The 18,678-nt window shown below is 55.1% G+C and carries 15 protein-coding genes; 6 read left to right on the plus strand and 9 right to left on the minus strand.

Annotated features, from left to right (window positions below):
• Window positions 1-25: 25 nt before the first annotated feature.
• Entirely contained in the window at window positions 26-1,432 is a 1,407-nt protein-coding gene (locus H8B13_RS03815) for a sugar MFS transporter (RefSeq protein ID WP_187309474.1), read from the minus strand.
• 175 nt (window positions 1,433-1,607) lie between these two features.
• Between H8B13_RS03815 and H8B13_RS03820 the strand changes: the two genes are divergently transcribed.
• A complete protein-coding gene (locus H8B13_RS03820; RefSeq protein WP_187309475.1) occupies window positions 1,608-2,792 on the plus strand; it encodes a class I SAM-dependent RNA methyltransferase in 1,185 nt (394 codons plus the stop codon).
• Window positions 2,793-2,985: 193 nt separating this feature from the next.
• Entirely contained in the window at window positions 2,986-4,848 is a 1,863-nt protein-coding gene (locus tag H8B13_RS03825; RefSeq protein ID WP_187309476.1) for an alpha-amylase family glycosyl hydrolase, read from the plus strand.
• Window positions 4,849-4,968: 120 nt separating this feature from the next.
• Here the strand turns inward: H8B13_RS03825 and H8B13_RS03830 are convergent, their stop codons facing one another.
• On the minus strand, window positions 4,969-5,322 hold the full coding sequence (locus H8B13_RS03830) for a four-helix bundle copper-binding protein (RefSeq protein ID WP_187309477.1): 354 nt from the start codon (window positions 5,320-5,322) through the stop codon (window positions 4,969-4,971).
• Between the two features lie 298 nt (window positions 5,323-5,620).
• On the opposite strand from H8B13_RS03830, the gene recQ reads away from it, so the two are divergent.
• The gene (gene recQ / locus H8B13_RS03835) at window positions 5,621-7,864 is read left to right on the plus strand and encodes a DNA helicase RecQ (protein ID WP_187309478.1); all 2,244 of its coding nucleotides are present in this window, start codon (window positions 5,621-5,623) and stop codon (window positions 7,862-7,864) included.
• Window positions 7,865-8,091: 227 nt separating this feature from the next.
• The gene (locus H8B13_RS03840) at window positions 8,092-8,895 is read left to right on the plus strand and encodes a LexA family transcriptional regulator (RefSeq protein ID WP_187309479.1); all 804 of its coding nucleotides are present in this window, start codon (window positions 8,092-8,094) and stop codon (window positions 8,893-8,895) included.
• A gap of 108 nt (window positions 8,896-9,003) precedes the next feature.
• Here the strand turns inward: H8B13_RS03840 and H8B13_RS03845 are convergent, their stop codons facing one another.
• Entirely contained in the window at window positions 9,004-9,501 is a 498-nt protein-coding gene (locus H8B13_RS03845; protein WP_187309480.1) for a peptide deformylase, read from the minus strand.
• 168 nt (window positions 9,502-9,669) lie between these two features.
• Between H8B13_RS03845 and H8B13_RS03850 the strand changes: the two genes are divergently transcribed.
• Both H8B13_RS03850 and H8B13_RS03855 read left to right on the plus strand, forming a co-directional pair.
• On the plus strand, window positions 9,670-10,389 hold the full coding sequence (locus H8B13_RS03850; protein WP_187309481.1) for a pirin family protein: 720 nt from the start codon (window positions 9,670-9,672) through the stop codon (window positions 10,387-10,389).
• Window positions 10,390-10,974: 585 nt separating this feature from the next.
• Window positions 10,975-12,168: an MFS transporter gene (locus H8B13_RS03855; RefSeq protein WP_261990215.1), complete on the plus strand. Its 1,194-nt coding sequence runs from the start codon at window positions 10,975-10,977 to the stop codon at window positions 12,166-12,168.
• Window positions 12,169-12,230: 62 nt separating this feature from the next.
• On the opposite strand, the gene H8B13_RS03860 is transcribed toward H8B13_RS03855, so the two are convergent.
• The 6 genes from H8B13_RS03860 to H8B13_RS03885 form a co-directional block, all read right to left on the minus strand.
• Complete coding sequence (locus H8B13_RS03860) at window positions 12,231-13,265, minus strand: Brp/Blh family beta-carotene 15,15'-dioxygenase (RefSeq protein WP_187309482.1); 1,035 nt, start codon at window positions 13,263-13,265, stop codon at window positions 12,231-12,233.
• A gap of 214 nt (window positions 13,266-13,479) precedes the next feature.
• On the minus strand, window positions 13,480-14,247 hold the full coding sequence (locus tag H8B13_RS03865; RefSeq protein ID WP_187309483.1) for a bacteriorhodopsin: 768 nt from the start codon (window positions 14,245-14,247) through the stop codon (window positions 13,480-13,482).
• Window positions 14,248-14,539: 292 nt separating this feature from the next.
• Window positions 14,540-16,402, minus strand: coding sequence for a M2 family metallopeptidase (locus tag H8B13_RS03870; RefSeq protein ID WP_187309484.1), 1,863 nt, complete (start codon window positions 16,400-16,402; stop codon window positions 14,540-14,542).
• 123 nt (window positions 16,403-16,525) lie between these two features.
• Window positions 16,526-17,470, minus strand: a complete 945-nt coding sequence (locus H8B13_RS03875; RefSeq protein ID WP_187309485.1) for a zinc-dependent peptidase — start codon at window positions 17,468-17,470, stop codon at window positions 16,526-16,528.
• Window positions 17,471-17,616: 146 nt separating this feature from the next.
• Window positions 17,617-18,252, minus strand: coding sequence for an NUDIX hydrolase (locus H8B13_RS03880; protein WP_187309486.1), 636 nt, complete (start codon window positions 18,250-18,252; stop codon window positions 17,617-17,619).
• Between the two features lie 68 nt (window positions 18,253-18,320).
• Entirely contained in the window at window positions 18,321-18,653 is a 333-nt protein-coding gene (locus H8B13_RS03885) for a low molecular weight protein tyrosine phosphatase family protein (RefSeq protein ID WP_187309487.1), read from the minus strand.
• Window positions 18,654-18,678 lie beyond the last annotated feature (25 nt).

An 18,678-nucleotide genomic window follows, 5' to 3' on the forward strand; every position in this document is an offset into this window, starting at 1 on the left:
AGCAGCGATTTACGCCCCCAAATAACTACCGCACCCGGTAGCCGCTTACAGCGTAGTACAGCAGATACGCGTAGCAGAGCGCAGGCACGACGAAGGCAACGCGCAATCCGCCACCGTCGGTAGCGAGCCATCCCATCAGGGGCGGAATTATAGCCCCGCCCACGATAGCCATGATAAGGTAAGACGAGCCTTGCTTGGTGAATTGGCCTAATCCTTTGATTGCCAAGGGGAAAACGACTGGCCACATGATGGAGTTGCAAAGTCCGCAGAGTACGATCAACCACAAAGCGGCTTCGCCAGTGGTTAGGATAGAAGCAACTACCAATGCCACGCCCGCCGCACACACAGCTATCAGCATGCCACGGTTGTTGAAGCGCAGTAGCAGTGGAATTCCCACCAGCCGCCCCACCAACGAGCCAAACCAGTAAGAAGACACTAGGACGGCGCCCACGGCTTTCGTAAAGCCCCCCGAAGTGTCGATAGGAGCAGGCTCTTTCCCAAAAAATACCAAGGCATAATTAGTAGCAACATTCAGCCCCTGCACTAGGCTTTGGGTGAAATCGCTCAATTGCTGGATGCCCTGCGACTCGCCGTAGCGAATCAGAAACGAGCCCAAACCAACTTCCACACCCACGTACACAAAGATAGCCACAACGCCCAGCACCAAGTGCGGAAAGCTTAGTGCACTGGTGCGGGTGGTTGCTTGTCCGTCAGCGCTTTGCGCCGCGTCTTCGGCGGGCAGGCTTTCGATTTCAGGTAGTTTTAACAAGAAGAAAACGCCAGCTAGTACTACCAGAAAAGCGGCCAGACCCAGGTAAGGGCCTTTTACCAATTGAGCCTCCTGATCAAGACGTTGAGCGACTGGCAGAGCGGCCAACTGAGCTTTGAGCGCCACTGAGCCACCAAACAAAATCAACCCGCCAACCAGCGGTGACAAGGCGCCCCCGAAGTTGTTGGCTACCCCTACAATGCTCACTCGCGCCGCCGCATTGCGCGCTGGCCCCAGTACCGAAACGTACGGGTTAGCCGCCACTTGCAGCAACGTGATACCAGCTCCTAGTAGTCCTAAAGCGGTGAGGAACAGCGCAAACGTGCGCGAATTGGCCGCCGGCACAAACAGCAGCGCCCCGCAGGCCATCACCAGCAAACCCAGCACAATCCCATTCTTATAACCCAGACGCTTGAGCACAAAGCCGGCTGGCAGCGACATCAGAAAATAAGCCCCAAAAAAGGCCGATTGCACTAACGACGACTGCAAATCCGTGAGCTGGCACACGTCCTTGAGATAGGGCATGAGCACGTCGTTGAAATTGGTGACGGCCCCGAAGAGAAAAAATAGGGCCGTCATGGCCATCATGGGCACGACGAAGTTGCGGGTAGTGTCGGCCGCGCCGGTGGCAGCGGGAGAGGAGGAAGTAGTAGGAGCAGCCATTGCGGGCAGGAAGGGGAAAGTTGTGGGCCTTAAAGATAGAAATAGTGGGCGAAGCTTGTGGGAATAATGGCAAGTGGTCAGAACGACAACTCCCTTCCTCGTCGGAGGAGGGGAGTTGTCGTTCTGACGGCGCTTTTCCCGACCTTTGCCCTTCACCACCTAAAAAAAGCCCCCCATGGCCGAAAACCGCCGCGACGAACCCTTTTTCATGACGGCTACCACGCAGTTTGGCCTCGAAGATGTGCTGACCCAGGAGTTGGAGCAGCTAGGGGCCAAAATTGAGCAGGTGCACAGCCGCGCCATCGAGTTTATGGGCAACAAGCAGCTGCTCTACGAAGCGAATCTGTGGTGCCGCACGGCCATGCGCATTCTTAAGCCCTTCGCCGCCTTTTACGCCCCCGACGAAAAAGCGCTGTACCGCGAAGTCGGCCGCGTCGATTGGAGCCGCTACATCCAGCCTGATCAAACCTTTGCCATTACGGCCGTGGTGAACAAATCCACGTTCGAGCACTCCCTGTTTGTGGCCCAGTTGACCAAAGACGCCATTGTGGACCAGTTTCGCGACCGGACCGGTTCGCGGCCCAGCGTAGACGTGAACAAGCCTGATATTCGGCTGCATCTGCACATGCTGGATAACGAGGTAACCTTGTCGCTCGACGCCTCGGGCGAGTCGCTACACCGGCGCGGGTACCGGCAGCAAACCAACGCGGCCCCGCTCAATGAGGTGCTGGCGGCTGGCTTGTTGTTGCTCACGGGCTGGGATGGCAAAAAGACGCTCATTGACCCTATGTGCGGCTCGGGCACCATCCTGACCGAAGCGGCACTTATTGCCCAGCGCATCGCGCCCGGCCTATACCATCAGGGTAAGTTCGGCTTCGAAAACTGGCCCGACTTCGACCTTGCCCTCTGGGAATCGGTGCAGCTCGATGCCCGCAATGCCCAGATTGAGGAGCCGCAAGCCTACATCGGCGGCTCCGATATTTCGTCCGAGTTTTTGGAACTGGCCCGCCAGAACGTAGAAGCCGCTGGCCTGGAAGACTATATACGGCTGGCCGTGCGCGACATGCGCGAAGCCAAAGCGCCCAAAGGCGACCCCGGCCTCGTGATAATGAATCCGCCCTACGGGGAGCGAATAGGAGAAGAGGAGCAAATGGCCGAGCTCTACAAGATGATAGGCGACACGCTCAAATCGAACTTCCAAGGCTACGACGCCTATATCTTCACCGGCAATCTGGATGCAGCCAAGCGCGTGGGCCTGAAAGCCTCCCGCCGCGTCCCACTATTCAACGGCCCCATCGACTGCCGTTTGCTGAAGTATGAGCTGTACCAGGGTTCCCGCCGCGTGGCTCGCCCGGAGTAATTATACAAAGGGATTTAAAAACGTCATGCAGAGCGAAGCGAAGCATCTCGCATGTTTGGTTGAGTTACACTACTCTCACGACTGCACGCGAGATGTTTCGCTCCGCTCTGCATGACGGTCTACTATTTTAAATTGACATTGTTATTTAGCACATTTCACTTTGATCACTCCCGCTTAAATCCCACCGTCAAACATGAAAAAAATCTATTTAAACTTGCTCTTGCTGGTGCTGCTACTACCGATGTGGGCAGCGGCGCAAACACCGGCTATCCAACGCGTGAACCCCACCAACTGGTGGGTGGGCATGAAGGAGCCGAAACTACAGTTGCTTGTGTACGGCCCCAATGCTGGTACTTTGACCTACACGATAACCCATCCGGGCGTGAAGCTGGTGAAAACCAACACCGTTGAGAACCCGAATTACGCGTTTCTGGATCTGACTATTGCGGGTAACGCTAAGCCCGGAACAGTGCAGATCGTCGGCAAAAAAGGCTCCCAGACCGTTACGCAGACCTGGGAACTGAAGGCCCGCGACAATTCGCCGAAAGGCCAGGGCGTAACGCAGGCGGACTTTATTTACCTGGCTATGCCCGACCGCTTCGCCAACGGCGACCCGAGCAACGACAAGTTCGCCGACATGCGCGACCCCAACCACGACCGGAGCAACGGGTTCCTACGTCACGGTGGCGATCTTGCGGGTGCTGCGCAGCGCCTGCCGTATCTCAAAGATCTGGGTGTCACGGCGGTGTGGTTTACGCCCGTCATCGAAAACAACCAGCCCCTGACCAATGAGGGTGGCACCATGCGTGCCTCTTATCATGGCTACGGCTTCACCGACCATTACAATGTGGACCGCCGCCTGGGGGGCAATTCTGCCTACAAAGAATTTGTGAATAAGGCCCACGCGGCCGGCATGAAAGTGGTGCAAGATGCTGTATATAACCATATTGGCAACACCCATTGGTTTATCCAAGACCTGCCGATGAAAAGCTGGCTCCACCAGTGGCCGAGCTACACCAACACTTCCTACCGTCAGCAGCCCATCACCGACCCGTATTCTTCCCAGATTGACCGGAAAGTAACGCTCGATGGCTGGTTTGTGCCCTTCCTACCCGATTTGAACCAGGAAAACCCTTACGTAGCCAACTTCCTGATTCAGCACGCTATCTGGTCAGTAGAAAACTTCGGGGTGGATGCCTGGCGCATTGATACGTATATGTATAATGACCAGCCGTTTATGAACCGCTGCAACGCAGCTCTGCTCGCCGAATACCCTCGCATTCACATCTTCGGAGAGTCATCGGTAAATAACGTGGTCGATCAGGCATACTACGTGCGCAACAACATCGATTTCAAGTTCAAGTCGAACCAACCAGGCGCGCTTGACTTTGTGTTGGAAGGCGCCATGGTGGAAGGACTAAAGCACGATGGTAGCCCCCAGCGTATGTACGAAGCGCTGGCCCAAGACGCAATCTATAAGGACCCAACCAAGTTTGTGACCTTCCTCGACAACCATGACCACGACCGGTTTCTGTCGGTGGTAGGCGAAGATTACGACAAGTATAAATTGGGCCTGACTTGGCTGCTTACTACCCGCGGAATACCCAGCATGTACTATGGCACTGAGATCCTGATGAAGAACCTTAAAAACCCCACCGACGCAGAAGTACGCAAGGATTTTCCCGGCGGCTGGCCCGGCGATAAGCAGGATAAATTCACGGCCGCTGGCCGCACGGCCAAGGAAAATGAAGCCTTCCAATTCGTGCGCGCCCTGGCTACCTACCGCCGCGACCACCCCGTGCTGCACTCCGGCAAACTCATGCAGTATCTGCCCCAGGATGGCCTCTACGTATACTTCCGCTACGACGACAAGGGCACAGTAATGGTTGCCACTAACGCCACTGATAAGCCCATTACCATGCCCACGGCCCGCTTTTCAGAACGTATGAGCGGATTTACCAAGGCCCGTAATGTGCTTACCAATGCGACTTTAAGTAGTGTAACAACAGTGCAGGTGCCAGCCAAAACTGCTATGGTATTGGAGCTAATGCGATAGTTAGGTTCTCTTATCATCCTGACGCAGGAAGGACCTTAGCAAGCTAAAACGATTATCGTGACAACGACTCGTTCTAGCTTGCTAAGGTCCTTCCTGCGTTAGAATGACAACACTATAAAATTACTGCTGGTAGCTCCGGCAGGCCTCCACGCAGGCTTTGCAGGCCGCAGCACACTTCTGGCAATGGTCATGATCATGTTTACCGCACTCATCGGCGCACTTCTGGCAGATTTCGATGCACTCGCGCAGCACGTGCTGGGCATGATCAGAGCCTCGGGCAATGAAGGCGGCGGTGAGGTGGCAGATATCGGCGCAGTCGCGGTCGAGGCGAATACAGGGTACCATCATTTGAACGTGTTCCTCGCTCAGGCAAGCATCGGCGCACATCTCACAGGCGGCAATGCAACGGTTAAGGGCGTCGAGAACTTGTTGGGCGTTCTGGTTTTGGGTGGCGTAGGTGCGTGACTGGTTCATATTTAATATGTTTTAGATGATTGAGTAATATCTATATGTCTACGGCATCTATTCTGAATGAGGTAATATAGAATTGTGATTCAGGTGTATACAATTTGGTTTTGGCAAGCGGAAAATGCCCCCCAGCTAATTCCTCCTGCTCTTGTAGGAAGAAGCGGCACTTTGCCTAAGCCTCCGATTGTTGGAACACTTACTTCCCTTGCTGGCCCGAAAGCGCAGGTATCACGACGCGCTACCTGTGGTGCTTTATCCGGCTTTTTACCTTTCAACTACCGCTTAGCTAGCGTATTTTTACCGAATGTTATTTGCCCCCCAGACCTATTCGCCGACCTTAGAATCTGCTCGACAAGCCTTAAAGCAGTACTACGGCTATGATTCGTTTCGCCCTATGCAAGAAGAGATTATCTCTTCTATTCTAAGCGGGCGCGATACGGTAGTGCTCATGCCTACGGGGGGCGGCAAGTCGGTTTGCTTTCAGGTGCCGGCCGTAGTAAGTGAAGGGGTGTGCGTGGTGGTGTCGCCGCTGATTGCGTTAATGAAAGACCAGGTGGAAGCGCTCAAGGCCAACGGCATTGCGGCGGCAGGCATCAACAGCAGCATCGGGCAGAGTGAGCAGAATAACATCGGAGCGGCCTGCATGAGTGGTTACCTCAAGCTGCTGTATGTGAGCCCCGAGAAGCTGCTCTCGCCGGGCTTCCTGCAATTCTTACAGCGCCTTAAGATCAGCATGTTTGCCATCGACGAGGCGCACTGTATCTCGTCCTGGGGCCACGATTTCCGGCCCGAGTATACCCAGTTGCGTCTACTGCGCGAGCAGTTTCCGCAGGTGCCTATCATTGCACTTACCGCTACCGCCGACCGTCTCACCCAGCGCGATATTCAGCAGCAGCTGCGCCTGAGTGAGCCCCAGGTATTCACGGCCAGCTTCGATAGGCCCAATCTCAACCTCATTGTGCGGCCCGGCCAAGACCGCGTGGGGGGTATTTTGGAGTTCCTGGACCGCCATCCCGACCAGCCGGGCATTATTTATTGCCTCTCGCGCAAGCAGTGTGAAACCCTCTCGCAGAAGCTCATTGCCAAAGGATACCGCGCCGGCCACTACCACGCCGGCATGACGCCCAACCAGCGTTCGGCGGTGCAGGAAGGCTTTTTGAAGGACGATTTGCAGGTGATTATCGCCACCATTGCCTTCGGTATGGGCATTGATAAGAGCAATGTGCGCTGGGTGATTCACTACAATCTGCCCAAAAACATTGAGGGCTACTACCAGGAAATAGGCCGCGCTGGCCGCGACGGTACGGATGCTACCGCGGTGCTTTTCTACAGCTTCAGCGACGTGATGAGCTTGCGGGAAATGCTCACCAAGGACAATCCGAACCTTACCCAGCTTAACCTGACCAAGCTAGAGCGCATGCAGCAGTTTGCGGAAGCAGCCAGCTGCCGCCGCAAGATTCTGCTCAACTATTTCGGCGAAACCCTGGCCACCGACTGCGGCAACTGCGACATCTGCCGCAACCCGCCCACAACCTTCGACGGCACGCTTATCGCTCAAAAAGCGTTGTCGGCGGTGGTCAGGATGCGGGAGCGGGCCAGCATCGGTCTGCTCATCGACGTGCTGCGCGGCATGCGCAACCAGGCGGTGCTCAGCGGCGGTTACGACCAGATAAAGACATATGGTGCCGGTGCCGATTTACCTTATCTGGACTGGTACAGCTACGTGCATCAAATGCTCAATGACGGCCTGCTCTACATTGCTTATGAGGAAGGCTACGCGCTGAAAATCACAGAGCTGGGCAAGGAAGTGCTGCAAGGCCAGCGCCAATTGCCGCTCAAGCAATTTAAGCCCGCTGAAAAAGCCGAAAAGACCACTCGCGCCAGTCGTAAAGCCGCCCAGACCGCCACGAAGCCTGCCGATGCGACGGCCAAGCTCTACGAGCGTCTGCGGCAGCTGCGCAAGCGCATTGCCGATGAGCAGAACGTGCCGCCCTACGTGGTATTTACGGATGCGACGCTGGAGGAAATGGCCGCCGAGAAGCCCGTTTCACGGGTGGCCATGCTGGCTATTTCGGGCGTAGGCATGAAGAAGTTCGAAACCTACGGCGAGGCCTTCATCAAAGAAATTCTGGAGCACCGGGGCGGCGGGGCGCCCGATGCTAGCAATACAACGTACGCGGATATTCCGGAGGGCCTGGAAGAAATGCCCCCCACGCCCGTCCCGCGCAAGCGGGAAGTCGGTGATACTCACGAAACAACGTTTCAGCTGCACCGCGTGGGGTTAAGCGTGGAAGCCATTGCCGAGCAGCGCAACCTGAGCAGGGGCACCGTGCGCGCCCACATCGAGACCCTCTATGCCAAGGGCTACCAGATTCGGCTGGAGGAGTTTCTGACGATGGATGAATTTGCCGAAATCCAGACCGCCCGCGACCAGCTCGGCGGCGAGCCGCTGCTGCGTGACCTGTTTGACCACCTGCGCGAGAAGCACGACTATTTTAAGCTGCGCCTGGCCGTGCATTATCAGAAGCGGTTGCGTGGAGAAGGATAAAGTCTGAAAAAGCTCCCCAGAGTGGTTCTTGGCGCTTTTTATGCCTGCTAATATCTCTGAGTGAACGTAGAAATAAAATGGCTGATCTGGCCCCGCTTACTATGTTAGCAGACATACCATTTATCAAAAAATAATAGCTAATTGAATTAGTAAAGCTGCTTGCTTGTTGCTAATTTCACGAGCCGGTAATGTTTTGATGTCGAAGCCTTTCCCGACTCTTTTTAGCGATGATCAACACGAACTTAAAATTCTGGCGCCGTGAGCTGGGCCTCACCCAGGCGCAAATGGCCGAGAAGCTAAGCATAAAACGTTCATTGGTAGGTGCCTACGAAGAAGGCCGCGCCGAACCTAAGCTCACGACCCTGGTGAACATGGCGCGCTTGTTCGGCATTACGCTGGACGCGCTTGTCACTACCGACTTTAGCAAAAAGAGCGTGGCTAAGGCAGCTCTGCGCCACCTGGAGCCTTCTCTGCAAACGCCTGAGCCGCCCCGCCCCGCCGACCGTCTGCGCGTACTGGCGCTTACCGTCGATAAAGACCAAAACGAGAACATCGAGCTGGTGCCGTTGAAGGCCAGCGCCGGTTATCTTAATGGCTACGCTGATGCTGAGTTCATTGAGGAGCTGCCGAAGTTCCGTCTGCCTATGCTGGGCTCGGGTGGTACGTACCGCGCCTTTGAGATCGAAGGCGACTCTATGCTGCCGATTGCTTCGGGTACCGTTATCGTGGGCCGCTACGTAGACGACTGGCTAACGCTGAAAGACGGTACGCCCTGCGTAGTGGTGAGCAATAAGGAAGGCATTGTGTTTAAGCGCGTATTCAACCGTCTCAAGCAGGGTGCTATGCTGACTTTGCACTCCGATAACCCCGTGTACTCCCCTTATGAGATTGATGTGGAAGATGTGCTCGAAATTTGGGAGGCCAAAGCCTACATCAGCAGCACGTTCCCCATTGCCGACCTCTCGCTAAACCGCCTGGCCAGCATTGTGCTGGACCTACAGCAGCAGATGACGACGTTGAAGAAAGCGTAAGTTCAACTGAACACTTAGTTACAAAAAGGCCCGAACCAAGTTGGTTCGGGCCTTTTTCGTTGCTGAATCTTAAGTATTATTAACTCAGTAGCTGTGGGAGGCAAAATTCTAAGCAGGAGTGGGGCGCCAGCGGAATGACTGCGGATCGATAGCGCGCATAGTGCAGAGAATGCCGTCGAGGTGGTCGCATTCATGCTGGAGCAACTCGGAGATGCCATCCTGCACGGTCCAGGTTTGGGGCTGCCAGTATTCATCGCGGTAGCGCACCGTCACCTGCTGGTGGCGTTGTACGCGCACCAGCAGGTTGGGAAAGCTCATGCAGTCGTCCCACAGCTCAAACGTGGCAGAACTCAAGTCTACTAGCTCTGGATTCAGAAGCACTCGGGGCTGTCCGTCGAGGTGCAGGTACACGAGGCGCTTCATCACCCCAATCTGCGGCGCGGCAATGCCACGGCCAAAGTGGTAAGTAGCCCGGATGTCTTCCATAACCGCGTGCAGGTCAGCTACCCAACCGGCTACTAGAGGTAATTCTTCCTCCACTACCGGAGCGCAATGCTCATAAAGCCGCGGGTCACCTAATAACACAATGTCAGCTATGGTTTTCATACCTCTAAGAAAGGGATAAGTTGCTTACTCTTGATTAATGCTTCTGGTAGCTGCTGGGAGGCTTTTATGAATAAAAAAGCCTCCCAGCAGCTACCAGAAGCTGGGGCGCTAACTTACAACCACTTGCTCGCGTATTGCTAAGCATTGGCCATCAATCCAACAAGCCCTATGCTTAAGTATATCCCCGCTACCCAGCGCCACCACGCCGCACCCGTGCAGTGGCTCAGCAGTTACTTCCTGTTCTCCTTCGCTGATTATCACGACAAGGATAATATGCAGTTTGGTCCTTTGCGCGTGTTCAACGATGATACTATCGCGCCCAACTCTGGCTTTCCGCAGCACCCGCATTCCGATATGGAAATTATCACCCTGGTGCTGGACGGTGAAGTAACCCACGAGGATACGATGGGCAACCGCGCCGTAATTAAGAAGGGCGAAGTGCAGCGCATGACGGCCGGCACCGGCTTGGCGCACGGGGAGCGCAACGAAACGGACGAAGAGTTGCGGATTTATCAGCTTTGGTTTATCCCGAATCAGAAAGGCCTGAGCCCCAGCTATGAGCAGAAGGATGTTGACTTTCTGGATAGCAAAAATGAGCTGATTCCGTTGGTATCGGGGCAGAAAGTGCTGGAAGATGTGGTGTACATGAACTCCAACTCGACTGTGTATTGGGCTAATCTGAACGCCGAAAAAACTATTACTTTCAAGACCTTTCCCATTCGCAATACCTTTATTTATGTGCGGCAGGGCACTATCTACGTCAATGGCTCCGAAATCGGCCCCAGCGACCAGGCCCGCCTGACCGATGAGCACGTGGTGGAGATTCGGGCTGAGAAGGACGCGCAGTTTATCCTGATTGATTTGCCCGCAAACGAGGCGAATTACTAAAGTTAACAGACTTGAAACCGTAAGCCGGGCTACATTCTAGCTCGGCTTTTTTGTGCGCTTAAAACTGCAAATAAACCGCCTTCCACTGAACTGTTGAAGTTTAGAAAACCTGCGTTTTACAAGCGCCACAGCAACATTGCGACCTCGATAAAAGTAACAATCCTTGATTTGACAGGGTATTTTCTCCATAGAACGTCATGAAAGTACCATGCTCCAATAGATGATTATTCGCAGCTACGGTGCTTTTGTGCTTGCTGGTGATGGGTTTTGAAAACTACTTAACTACCTCCAGACAGTCCGCCTCATCAAGTTTCACGTCCGAAAGCGCTAGGCTGGGGCATTGCACCCGCTGAACACCCCGTGAAAGGCAACCAGCCGCCAGATTTATATCCATTCGGGACATAAAGCAAGCCGCACCACACTGCAAAGTGCAGACTATCTGTTAATCTTTTTTTTGGCCGCTGGCAGATTTTGCTGGTCAGTTGTCAGTCGAGGGTGAATCCGGCTTATATTTAATGCTTTAGCCTCTGGTTGCTTGCGGTGTGCCTTTCTGGGGGGCATTTTGCGGCTCATTTGGCGCCAAAAATGTATGCGCTGATGGGCCGTTTCCCGTATATCACCCGCGCCGTCTGGCTGCTCTCGCTTATCAGCCTCTTCACCGATCTGGCCAGCGAGATGCTTTACCCGATTATGCCGCTTTATCTGCAGTCAATAGGGTTTTCGGTGTTTTTTATTGGGTTGCTCGAAGGGGTGGCCGAAGCCACGGCGGGCCTTAGCAAAGGCTATTTCGGGCAATGGTCTGATCGACTGGGCCGGCGGGTGCCGTTTGTGCAGTGGGGCTACGGGCTGAGTGCCCTCTCCAAGCCCATGCTGGCAATATTAGCCACGCCAGTGTGGGTACTGTTCGCCCGCACCCTCGACCGATTGGGCAAAGGCCTACGCACCGGAGCCCGCGACGCCCTCTTGTCCGACGAAACCACACCCGACAACAAAGGCAAGGTTTTCGGATTTCATCGGTCAATGGATACGCTGGGGGCCGTTTTTGGTCCTACTGTGGCCCTTCTATGGCTGGCCGCACGGCCCGGCGAGTTTCGCCCCTTATTCCTGATTGCTTTTTTGCCTGGTCTGCTGGCCATCGGTATTGCCTTTTTGCTTAAGGAGCGGCAAACCGTGCCCTCAAACCGTCCGGTTCAGCCGTTTTGGGCCTCATTTAGCTATTGGCGGGTAGCCTCGCCCGCGTATCGGCAAGTGGTAGGTGCGCTGGTACTCTTCGCCTTATTTAACAGCTCTGATGCCTTTCTGCTGTTGCTCGCCCGACAACGCGGCCTCTCCGATGCCACGGTAGTGGGCCTTTATATCTGGTACAACGCGGTGTACGTGCTCAGCGCCTGGCCTCTCGGTCACCTCGCCGATAAGCTGGGGCCGCGCCGGCTGTTGGTAGCTGGGCTTCTGGTCTTTGCCCTGGTGTACGGCGGTGTAGCGGTAGCGCAATCCACCTGGGCCTTCGCCGCCATGTTTGGCCTTTATGGTGTGTATGCCGCTGCCACGGAAGGGGTGGGCAAAGCCTGGGTAAGCAACCTCTGCCGCAAAACCGATGCCGGGGCCGCTCTGGGTACCTTCTCCGGTCTCAGCAGCCTAGCTGCGCTGGGCGCCAGCGTCGGTGCTGGCTTGCTGTGGCAGGGGGGCGGACCAAGCCTTACGTTCGGAGTTACAGCCGTGGTGGCCCTTGGCGTGGCCGGTTACTTAGCCTTAGTACGGCTTCGTGAACAGGCCACGTGAAGATGTGTATTCGCGTCCCATTATTGAGGAACCAGATTGGCTCTTTATAAGCGCTTGATAAGTTAATATCTCAAGCTTGTCTGCCGTTTGCGCTGAATTATAGTAGAGCGCCAGCGTACGGTGTCCATACCCAGGGTTACAAGTAGTGCGTGCGGCAGGGTCACGATTGAAGCCACGAGTAGCGCCAGGCTCACTAAGACAGATTCGGTAGCCGCTTGCCACCATGCTATTCCGTAAAGTATTGCCAGCCCGGTTAGGCTGAGGGCTAACAAGGGCGCTGAGCGCCTAAGAAAAAAGCCTAGCTCAGGTCCCAAAAGTAACCGGCGGCTGAGCAAATGGCGGCCCATGAGCTGGTTCATCCGCAGTACATGGTGCAAGCTATGCCAAAACACGAAGTACACCCCCGCTGACAGAAGGGGAGGAAGCACCACGAGCAAGGCAATGAGCAGACCTGCTTCCAGCATATCCATGCGAGCCGTTGCGTGGTGGCCATAGCGGAAGTAGCTGGCCCAAAGCAACAGGTGCCCGCCCGCCACGAGAGTGCCCAGCACTAATGAGAGTTGAAAAATGGCAGTCGCGCTGACAGGGCTGGCGCCCCCAAGACTCAGTAAGCCGTTTATAATTTCGCGCGTTTCGTCCGCCCAGTATAGTAGCGGCACCGCAAATAGTAAACCACCCCGCAAGAGGCTGTGTGCTATCCAGTAGCGTGGGTGGGCGGCCAGGATTGGGGCATCCGCTGAGCCCCAGTGCCAAGCGGTCAGTCCAAAGAAAAGGCCCACCGTTGCTGCCGGCTGCCACCACCATAAAAGGCCAACTAGCGCGGCCAGCCCCAGATAGCCAACTAAAAAGCACGCCCAGTAGCGTAGCTGGCTTTGCGACAGTGCGGGATGTGTAGCAGGCATCACGAATTGGTCGCAGGCGCCGTGGGCGACGCCCAACAACAGCGCTCCAACCAGCAGTAGGGGCGTCAGCAGCCAGAGCGCCAGGCTGGGTATCAGCAGCCACGTGGCCACCGTCGCTAGCACAATCAGGTAGGAAGCGCGGCGCGGTACCGCGCTGCTCCCCAAAGGCAAAGTGACTGAATCAGGCAGTGACATACTCTTTCGTACTAAGATTTCTGTATGCGTATTCACATCGTGGGTGCCAGAAAGTAAGCACCTCCAACTTGTTAAAACCTTACTTCCACCTTCTGCAAAGCATTGGTAGAAGTGGAAATAAGGTTTTAACAGTCGCAGGTGATTCACTACAACGCTGGGCGTTTAGCATGGCGCTTTTGCCAAGCGTGGCTGTTGCCAGCGTTGAAGCCAGCGGCTAAGCGGTGGGAGCTAGCTCACGCACGGCTGCTGCGCTCTTACCAGACGCGGCGATGCCATACACCACTAGGCCAAACCCGATTTTGTTGATGGCATCGGCGATGTTATAAAACAAGTCAACGTTGGCCGCCTGCCACCCTAAGCCCGTGTTTAGCCAGCCTCCCGGCATGCACATGTAGCCAATAGGATAGATAGCCCACCCCACCAATACAAACCAGGCCAGCGCTCGGATGCCTTTAATAACAATCACGTCCCCGGTTTTGCTGGCCAACTGCGCCACTTCCCCAAACCAGGCAGTATACAGGATGTATACGTATCCCAACGTTGACAGAGACCCCCACAACACCGAATGCCCCGTAGTGCCATCCGTGAAGGCCTCGCCGATATACCCCGTTACCAGCATAAAAACGGAGGCTGCGACAAGCTTCCACAGCAAGCTAATGCGAGCCCCCGCCGCTTTCGTCAGCAGGTAGAACTCCACGCACATCAACGGCACCGTAAGCGTCCAGTCGATGTAGCGCAGGGCCGTGGGCGTTTTACCCGTTGCCAGGTAATAGTCCCGCATGTAGTAATAGTGGATGGCAGCAATGCCCGTAATGAGCCCGGAAACGAGCAGCGAAAGCTTCCATTTACCTTCTACGCTCCCGCGCTCCGCGAAGAAAAAAACAGAGGCGGCCAGCATAGCCATGTAGCCTGTAAAGAAAGTAAATGCAATCGGGTCATCAACCCGAATGTCTACCAGCCCGAACAGTGAAGTTGTGTACATTTTGTTTAGGTTTTGGAGTTGAAAAGTTAAACAATATACATATATAATTAACAATTGTTTATATCATGGTTAAGTAAATATTTGGGCCTAAATACCTGAGCGCTCACATGACAAAAGTTGCCATGAAGGGGCTTGCTTCCCAACATTGCAACAGGGCAAATAGCAGCGAATAATAGTTGGACCTAGCTAATGAAACGGAGGAATGCTTAGACAAAAAAGCCCCCCAGAGTTATTCCGGGGGGCTTTTTTGCAACATCCTTTCAAGCAGGTGGTCAGAGGCGGTATCGCGGTGCTACATCGTGTACTTACGCCCTTTATTCTGTTCCTTCAGATACGCCATCAGCGGCTGAAAATAATCGACCATGGCGCGGGCGGATAAATCTTCGTCAGTTTTCTCCTTCAGCACGGTGCGCCAATCTTTGCTGGCACCCGGGCGCATGATGTCATTCAGAAACGCGCCTACTTCCTTACTGCCGTAGTAGTTGGTGGCGTGCGGATCTTGCTTCAGAATCTTCTTGGCGATGTGGTCGTGGAGCTGAAACAGGATGACGTAAGAGAGGGCGTAATCGTAATACTGCGCCGGGTCGTCGTTAATATGGGTTTTTGTGGCCGGGTCGAGGAAGTTTTCACCGCGAGTAGTAGGCGGTGTAATGCCCTGATACTTTTTCACCAGCTCCCACCACTTCGCATTCAGCTGATCGGGGGGCAAATTCTCGGCATAAAAGCTGTTTTCCCATTCGCTCATCACCCCCGAAGCAAACGGCAGGAAAGTCACGTAATTCAGCGCTTCCTTAAGCAAAGTTTGGGTCTGATCGGTTTTGGCCGAGGCCGGCACCAAGTCCAGACCCACCAGAAAGGGCTTTTGCGTAGCCGCCAAACCCATCAGGCTGCCCATGGCCTCGTGGTAGGCGCGATTGGCCCCGCTCCGCAGCAACACCGGCACTTCGGGGTTGGTGTAGCTCATGTAATAGTAGATGTGGCCCAGCTCGTGGTGAGTTGTTTCATACCACTCCGTGTTGGGCTCCACGCTCATCAGGCTGCGCACGTCATTCTCCAAGTCCATGTGCCAGGCCGAGGCGTGGTTGTTCTTCTTGTAGTTGGCGCCAGCGGGCAATGGGTACAGGCTGCTCTTTTCGTAGAAGCTGGAGGGCAAAGCGGCGAAGCCCAGGCTTTGGTAGAAGCGCTCGGCTTGCTTTACCTGCCACTCCGCGCCCTTTTTGGCTAATACGGCGTCGAGATTCAGGCCTTTCACGTCCACCATCGCGCTCCAGTCCTGGCCCCAGCGGTTGGGCAGCCAGTGGGCGGGCAAGTAGTCGGGCACCTGCTTCTGGCCGTATTTCTTGGCTAGCTCATAGCGGGCGTATGTGTGCAGCTCGCGGTACAGAGGCCGCAGTTCGTCGTTAATCTGACGTACCAGCTGCATCATCTCCTCCCGCGTAAGACCGTAATCGGAGGCTTGGTAGGTGAAATAATCAGGGTAGCCGAGGGCCTTGACCGTTTCGTTGCGCAGACCGCGCAAGTTCAGCAAGCCTTCCTTGAGCGTAGGGCCGATGGCTTTGCTGGCCTCCCAGGCTGCCTGGCGCTTGGTCGGGTTTTTCTCCTTGCGCAGTACCTCATCAATATCATTGGTCGTTACCGACTTACCCTGATATTTATAGTCGAAGCCGTAAAGCTTTTCTACCTGCGCCGTTTCGGCCTTGATGCGGCGCGTGACAACGTCAGCAATAGTTTGGGGCGAGTTGGCGGCGTTGTAAAGGGCGGCTTTCAACTGCTTGACCTGCAATTCGCTCAGGTCTGCCTGGTGTTCCAGAAGCTCCCGCAAACGGGTAATATTCTCGGTGCTGCCAGTGAAGGCGGCCATTGCCTGATTAGCGCGGGCCGTGGCGGCGGCATTGGTCGTGTCGCCGGGCACGATGTGGGTATTCGAGCGCCACTCCGCTTCCGCCGACTGCGTGTAAAGGCGCTGGTATTGAGTGGAATACTGCTGGAGGAAAGCATCGGCCTGAGTGCGCCAGTCGGGTGCGGCCGGCTGCGTTGCCGCGGGTGTTTCGGTGGTGGTATTGGCTGTGGGGGGCGTTTTTGCGGTGGGCGCACACGACCATATCGCACTGCCAAGGGCAACGCCGGCCATTCCGGTAAGGAACGTCTTTTTCATAAGTGCTGAAATAGGGAAAGAGGTAGGTGGAGTTTCGTCCTCTAAAGTAACGACTTGCCGACAAGTGCCAGCAGCACCTTCACTTTGCCTAATTCAAAGTCATACCTATCGCTAGGCAGAAGCTTAAGCTGCCGCCTGCTCCTGTAGTAAATGGCAGTCCTTGTACTTCTTGCCACTCCCGCACGGACACGGAGAATTGCGGCCGAACCTGCGCCGACTCCGCAATGTTTTAAGCCATTCGCGCGGGTCGATAGCCGAACGCAGAAAACGCTTCTTGGGGTTTTGGCGCAGCGCACGGCTAAGCAGCTGATAAAGCTCCGGGTGGTTTTCCTGAAGCTTCTCGGGCTTCTCGAAAAAGTACTCCGTCACGACCGCAAAAAACTCGGCTTCGTTGGTGCCGGCGTAAGAGTTGATGTCGGACTTACCGTCGCGGATGGCCTCTATTTCGCGCTGCATCACCTCGGCCCAGGGCTGAAGCAATTCGGGGGGCAAAGCCATGGATGGCACGCCATCAATCACGCCGTCGGCCTGGTCGAGCAGGTGAGCGAACTCATGGATACCTACGTTTTGCTTGTCCAAGGAATCCTTAAAGCCTTGCTCTAATGAGGACTTGGAAAGATGCATGTAATGAGACGTTTGGAAATTACGGACGCTGCCTAGTAGCTGGCCTTGTAGGGGCGTCATTTCCTTGTTTGGGTCGCGGGCCTCGCGCCAAGCATCGGGTACAATAAGCACTTCGCTTAGGTTTCCATATTCCCAGTCAGGGAAGCCAAAAACCGGAATAATCGCAGAGGCTGCCACCAATACGCGCGTCGTATCATCTACATCAGTCTGAACGCCAGTGATGAGCGTTTGGGCCAGGAAAACCTGTACCGATTTCTCAAACCGCTGCTTTTCGTTTTTGGTAAGCGACAGATAGAAAGCCACGCGTTCCATCAGAATTCGCCGCCACTCCACAGGAAATTCTTCGGCCAAAGCCTCCGTCCGCACGCGCGAATCGCGGGTGATGTAGCGGTAGAAGAGAAAGATCAGGCCGCCAATAATGGCCAGGAAAATAGCGTAGCTCATGAGGGTTCAAATCAATAAACAGGCCTCGTGTACGCACTTATGGCGTTAATAGCTGAGCTGGGGGGCTTTTTTATTCATACTCTTGGATAGACTCTCATAAAAAGACCGTGCAGACAGCCTCAGACTGCTTAACCTATGCCTACTCGTTAGTCGCAGAAGGCTGGTAAATCGGGGTTTTGGGCGAAGTCCAGCATCTGTTCCAACTGAGACAGCGTAACCCGATCGGTGGATAAGTCTAGGTGGGGCAGCTCCGTGCGGTGGACCCAGCGTACGCCTGTCGTTTCGGGGGTGTCCGCTTGCAAGCTGCCGCCTACTATATCGCAGAGAACGAACGCTTTGTATACGTACCAGGGCTGCGGCGGGTGCGGGTGTTGCTTTTTGTCGAAGAGGGCCAAAAGGCGTACAGCTTGGGTTTCAAGGCCTGTTTCTTCCCAGGCTTCCTTTACCGCGACCTCGAAGGGTGTGTAGCCTACATCGGCCCAGCCGCCGGGCAGCGACCAGCGGTTATCGTCTATCTTTTCCTGCATCATCAGGATTTCGTCGGTACCTCGAAATACCACCGCCCGCACGTCCACTTTGGGAGTAGGGTAGCCCGCCTCGTTGGCAAACAAGGTATTCAGCTTTGCAATGGGCTCATTGGTCAGGCTGGCCATCATTTGGAGACTGAGCGCCTGTATTTCCTCATAGCGCTCGGTGTCATAGGTACTTAGCGAATAAGTCAGGCCCGCCTGGGCCAGCGCCTGTAAGCGTTGAGCAACGGTCAGCCAGTCGGTAGCGGTCATTTAATTGTGATTTTGATCTAACTACAAATTACCTCCAGCCACTGCCCAAACAGGGTGAAGGCGTCGCCCTAAAGCTCCGGCAAGAAAGGTTGCAGCCGCTTCCGTAGCAACACCTGAAGCACTGGATCCTGAAACTGATAATCGTCGGGGATGCGCAAGCAGATAACGAGTTTGCCGGCCAGCTGGGGGGCAAATTTGGCGCGCAGCCGGTCAGCATGGCGGCGCTCCATCACAAAAATCACATCGGCCCAACCCAAATGTCCAGCCGTGACGCGCACTCTTGCGCCCGGCTCAGTACCAGCTGAGCGCGTTTCGTAGTGTGCATGATCGTCGAACAGGCGTTCGGCTGTAAGACTGCGCCAGCGGTTTTGGCTACAGATGAAAAGGAGTTGGCGCGCCATTCAATGGAAAATTAATATGCCGCCG

The organism is Hymenobacter sp. BT188 (assembly GCF_014333585.1).
In the GTDB taxonomy this organism is placed as follows: domain Bacteria; phylum Bacteroidota; class Bacteroidia; order Cytophagales; family Hymenobacteraceae; genus Hymenobacter.